Annotated in this window: 4 protein-coding genes and 1 pseudogene; 2 read left to right on the forward strand and 3 right to left on the reverse strand. The window is 52.9% G+C overall.

The features are described 5' to 3' along the window. Both AB8B76_RS13905 and aqpZ read left to right on the forward strand, forming a co-directional pair. Positions 1-222: pseudogene (locus tag AB8B76_RS13905) on the forward strand (sirtuin); the annotation flags it as partial. 138 nt (positions 223-360) lie between these two features. Continuing rightward, positions 361-1,056, forward strand: a complete 696-nt coding sequence (aqpZ, locus tag AB8B76_RS13910) for an aquaporin Z (RefSeq protein ID WP_405273375.1) — start codon at positions 361-363, stop codon at positions 1,054-1,056. 87 nt (positions 1,057-1,143) lie between these two features. On the opposite strand, the gene AB8B76_RS13915 is transcribed toward aqpZ, so the two are convergent. From AB8B76_RS13915 to glmU, 3 genes are read right to left on the reverse strand one after another with little or no spacing between them, the layout of a single operon-like run. Continuing rightward, positions 1,144-1,758: a GDSL-type esterase/lipase family protein gene (locus AB8B76_RS13915; RefSeq protein WP_405273377.1), complete on the reverse strand. Its 615-nt coding sequence runs from the start codon at positions 1,756-1,758 to the stop codon at positions 1,144-1,146. A 21-nt stretch (positions 1,759-1,779) separates the two neighbouring features. Continuing rightward, positions 1,780-3,609, reverse strand: coding sequence for a glutamine--fructose-6-phosphate transaminase (isomerizing) (gene glmS / locus AB8B76_RS13920; protein ID WP_405273378.1), 1,830 nt, complete (start codon positions 3,607-3,609; stop codon positions 1,780-1,782). A 3-nt stretch (positions 3,610-3,612) separates the two neighbouring features. After that, positions 3,613-4,995: a bifunctional UDP-N-acetylglucosamine diphosphorylase/glucosamine-1-phosphate N-acetyltransferase GlmU gene (gene glmU / locus AB8B76_RS13925; RefSeq protein WP_405273380.1), complete on the reverse strand. Its 1,383-nt coding sequence runs from the start codon at positions 4,993-4,995 to the stop codon at positions 3,613-3,615. Positions 4,996-5,284 lie beyond the last annotated feature (289 nt).

A 5,284-nucleotide genomic window follows, 5' to 3' on the forward strand; every position in this document is an offset into this window, starting at 1 on the left:
GAGCTGTACCGCATATCTGAAGCAAGGAAGCGAATGCTGAATGCCGACCGAATCGTGTTTATGGGCACGTCTTTTAGCGTGAACATTACGATGATGGCTCTCGAAATCGCCATGGCCAGAGAAACGCCGATAGAAATAGTAGATCCGCAGCCCGTGAAAGTACCCTACGAGAACACCAGCTATCATGCGATGACGGCATTGAGCTACATAGAGAAGTCTTAATTGACAGTGGGACACTCGTACCCACTGGAGTTAATCGAAGACCCAACTTGGCACCGCAAGCTTTCCAACGCAACCAGAGCACCATTGATGTTCTACAATGGCGGAGCATTCAACAATAAAAGATAAGGGGAGATGCTCATGAAACTAACTAAAAAGCTCGGAGCGGAGTTTATCGGTACTTTTTGGCTGGTACTTGGCGGCTGTGGTAGTGCGGTACTTGCTGCCGCATTTCCTGATGTGGGAATCGGCCTTCTCGGTGTCTCCCTTGCCTTTGGTTTGACGGTGTTAACCATGGCCTATGCCGTCGGACACATCTCCGGATGCCACCTCAACCCAGCTGTGTCTCTCGGTTTGTGGTCTGGAGGCAGGTTCCCGTTGTCAGAACTGGGACCCTACATAGCGGCGCAAGTAGCCGGTGGCGTTGCCGGAGCGGCAATCCTGTATGTGATTGCGACAGGGCAGGCAGGCTTTGATGTTACAGCAGGGTTTGCATCTAATGGCTTTGGAGAACACTCACCCGGTGGATACAGTTTGACCGCTGCATTGGTTACAGAGCTTGTAATGACCTTTATGTTTCTTATGATTATTTTGGGTGCTACTGATCAGCGCGCTCCTGCAGGGTTTGCCCCCATTGCTATTGGATTGGGACTGACGCTAATTCACCTAATCAGCATTCCCATCACAAACACTTCGGTAAACCCCGCTCGGAGTACCGGCGTTGCGCTGTTTCAGGGTAGCTGGGCGATCTCACAGTTGTGGTTATTCTGGCTTGCTCCACTGGGAGGCGCACTGTTAGCCGGCCTTTGTTACCGCTGGTTTGAAGCTGAAGATTAGCCGCCTCTCAGTGACCGCATCAACATGCGACGCGAACAATTGGTGCATTTTTACTAAAGGGGCCAACGGCCCCTTTTTGTGCATTCTTCACAAATGTCGGTTAGAGATCGCCCCACTTTCAGCTAATAGCGTCTGAACGGCCTCCGCCATTCGTCGATAGCCGGCTTGGTTAAAGTGCACAGCGTCACTCTTTACCGACCGATCCCGCATAAGTCGTGGTAGAACGGTGTCGTCCATCGGCACCCCAAGCCGATCAGCGATCTCACCGTAATAACTTGGTACCGACAGGGTCAGGTTGCGGCCGGGTACGCCGAGCATAACGACATCTGCGCCCTCTGTACGAATGAGCTGGATCATTGAATCAAGCTTAGCCTGCGTGAGCTCGGGGGATACATTACGCAAGGTATCGTTGCCGCCATGTACAAGCACAACCATATCAGGTGTGTGTTCTTGCAACACCATGGGTAAACGAACTAAACCCTCAGCACTGAGTTCTCCTGGAACACCCGCATTAATCACCTTCAGGCCGGTGAGTTTTTCAAGTACTGCGGGATATGAATACCGGGATGGGGCGCCGGTGCCGTAGGTGAGGCTATCGCCAAAAGCCAGGATCGTGGCGTCGCCAGATAAAGGCTTGAGCGCCGGGTCGCTGCATCCGACAAGACAGAACGCCGTAAGCAATGCATAGAGCGCTGTGCGCACGATCACAACACTCTGAGTGTTTTATTCTACAGTCACGGACTTTGCCAGGTTCCGAGGCTTATCCACGTCTGTCCCTTTTTGTAATGCAACATGATAGGACAAAAGCTGTAACGCCACGGTGTATATAACCGGCTGCAGTATCTCGGGAGTATGTGGCATAGCCAGTACATGAACGCCAGGCTCATCTTTGAACCCTGCATCCACATCTGCGAACACATACAACTCGCCGCCTCGGGAGCGAACCTCTTCAAGGTTTGACTTTAGCTTGTCCAAAAGGTCGTCATTCGGCGCAACGGCAACAATGGGCATATCAGCATCGACTAATGCGAGAGGGCCATGCTTTAACTCACCTGCCGGATAGGCCTCAGCGTGGATGTAAGAAATCTCCTTGAGCTTCAGTGCCCCCTCCATAGCAATGGGGTACTGAATGCCCCGACCAAGAAACAGCGCGTGGTGCTTCTGGATAAAGGAAGCAGACATCGCTTCAATCTGCGGGTCAATCTTCAAGGTCTGCTTAACCAAATCCGGCAGCGCGGTCAGACCGCTTACAAGTTGCTGCTCCCTTTCTGCACTCAAGCCTCGATGACGACCCAGTGCCACAGCAAGCATCAAAAAGGCGACGAGCTGTGTCGTAAACGCTTTTGTAGACGCAACGCCAATCTCAATACCGGCGCGCGTCAAAAATGCCATATCGCTCTCACGCACCAGAGAACTGTTATCCACGTTTGCAATTACAAGACTAGCGACAAACTCTTCGGGGTCAGCATGACGAAGCGCCGCCAGCGTATCGGCGGTTTCACCGCTTTGAGAAATCGTGACCAACAACGTGCCCGGATGAGAAACACGTTTTCGATAACGGAATTCTGAAGCAACTTCGACCTGGCAGGGAATCCCGGCAATATCTTCTAACCAGTAACGAGCAACGAGACCTGCGTGATAGCTTGTACCGCAGGCAACGATCTGCACTGCCTGGGTTTTGGCAAAAGCCTCCGAAGCGGTCTCTCCAAAAATACTGTCATCGACTTTTCCATCGATGGCTTTTGCAAATGTAGCCGCCAGCGCGTGAGGCTGCTCATAGATTTCCTTGAGCATGTAATGTTCAAAATCACCCAGATCGGCATCTTCGATGTTGCCGGATATCTGCTTCATTTCTCGCTGGACAGGCTCTCCCTCACCGTCGTAAATAGCGAGTCCGGCTGCACTACAGACAACCAGATCACCCTCATCAAGATAGATAAAACGGTCAGTCACCTGGCGAAGGGCCATAGTGTCGGACGCAAGAAAGTGCTCCCCAATTCCAACGCCAACCACAAGCGGGCTACCCGATCGAGCAGCTACAACTTCTTCTGGGTTTTGAGTATCGATCGCTGCCAAAGCGTACGCGCCATCTAAAAGCGAAACAGTAGACCGCATAGCCTCGAGCAAACTATTTCCTTGTTCCACAGACCTGTGGAGTAAGTGAACAATTACTTCGGTATCGGTGGCCGAGACAAAATCATAGCCGGCATCTTTAAGTTCTTCGCGCAAGGCCTGGTGGTTTTCGATGATACCGTTGTGTACGACCGCCACGCGTTGCCCTGAAATATGTGGGTGGGCGTTCGCAGCGGAAGGCTGGCCATGAGTAGCCCAGCGTGTATGAGCGATACCGGTACAACCAAGAATCGGATTTAGCGCTTGTGCCTCTTCAAGAGCAGCAACCTTGCCCTGATATTTATGAAGCTGTAATCGATGCTCGTTATCGATCAATGCCATGCCCGCAGAATCATAACCGCGATACTCGAGACGTCTCAGACCCTCGAGTAGGATTTCTGATACTTCACGCCGCGCTGTCGCAGCCACAATTCCACACATGGATCAGTCTCCCTGAGCCTGGTTTTTTTCGTCGTCTGCCCGCTGCTTGGGTGTCTGCCACCCGTCGATATTTCGCTGTTTAGCGCGCGAAACACCCAGCGCGCTTTCCGGCACATCTCTGGTTACGGTAGAGCCAGCAGCAACAAAACCGCCAGCACCGACCTCCAGAGGAGCGACCAGAGTGCTGTTTGAGCCCACAAACACTCCATCGCCCAAACGCGTTTTATGCTTGTTAACGCCATCATAATTGCAGGTGATAGTCCCTGCACCGACGTTAACGCCGTCGCCCAGCTCAGCATCGCCGACATAACTCAGGTGATTTACTTTACTGCCCTCGCCGATGAGCGCCTTTTTGATTTCTACAAAGTTGCCAATACGGGCGCCCTTGGCAAGCGTGGTTCCAGGCCGCAGACGCGCATAAGGCCCTACGGAACAGTTGTCACCCACATCGCTCTCGTCAATATGACTCAAGGCGTGAACTTCTGTACCCGCCGCAATAGTGCTGTTTCTCACCAAGCAACTGGGTCCGATACGCACACCTTCACCGAGAGTAACCTCGCCCTCGAACACGCAATTCACATCAATAAATACATCGCGACCACAATTCAGACTACCTCGAACATCAATACGCGCAGGGTCAGCTAGAGAAACTCCCGCGAGCATAAGTGCTTCAGCGGCGCGCTGACGATACACGGTCTCGGCTTCTGCAAGCTGAACCCGGTCATTGATTCCCATCACCTCACTGGCTTCATTAGCGCGTAATGCGGCGACACAATGGCCTTCATTAACTGCCATCGACAAAATATCGGGGAGGTAGTACTCGCCCTGCGCATTGGCGTTGCCAACACGTGGTAAGTATTCCGCCAACAATGCTGCAGGGTATGCGAGGACCCCGGTATTAATTTCACGAACAGCCCGCTGCTCATCAGACGCGTCCTTATGCTCCACCACACCCTGCAATTGATCGCCACTGTCGCGCAGCACGCGGCCATATCCGTCGGGGTCATCCAGGTTGGCGGTAAGCAGAGCAGGGCAGTTATCAATAAGGCCCTCTAAGGTGCTGGCTCGCAGCAAAGGCACGTCGCCATAGAGAACGAGTACCGTTGAGTCTGCATCAATACCCGGCATGGCTTGGAGAACCGCATGACCCGTGCCTAGTTGTTCTTCTTGCATCACCCAAACAAGATCCTTGGCATCCAGCGCTTCACGAACTAACTCCGAGCCATGACCAATGACCACGTGTATGCGCACGGGCATCAAGGTGCGTGCGCTATCAAGAACATGGGAGAGCAACGGCCGATTCGCCAAGGGATGTAGCACCTTAGGCAAACTGGAGCGCATACGTGTTCCCTGACCCGCAGCCAAAACAACGACTTCAAGCTTCATAGAGGTAGCCCGGAGATCCGGCCTTATTCAAAATTCTGAGAGGTGATAGTACCCACTGGGCAGTGGTTTACAACGCGAGTAATACCGACTGGTTCACAGCCTGAAGAAGGGATAGAGCCTTCGACCTAAGCCTGCGGCCCTAAAACAAAAAAAACCCCGGCATTGCCGAGGTTTCAGGGTAAACCATGCTAATTGGCTTAGCTGCCGCGACCCGAGCGATTACGCATCTTACGCAACGTGGCCAGCTGCGCTGCCGCTTCTGCCAATTGCGACGACGCGCGACCGTAAT

It is taken from the genome of Congregibacter sp., from assembly GCF_045107095.1.
Taxonomy (GTDB): domain Bacteria; phylum Pseudomonadota; class Gammaproteobacteria; order Pseudomonadales; family Halieaceae; genus Congregibacter.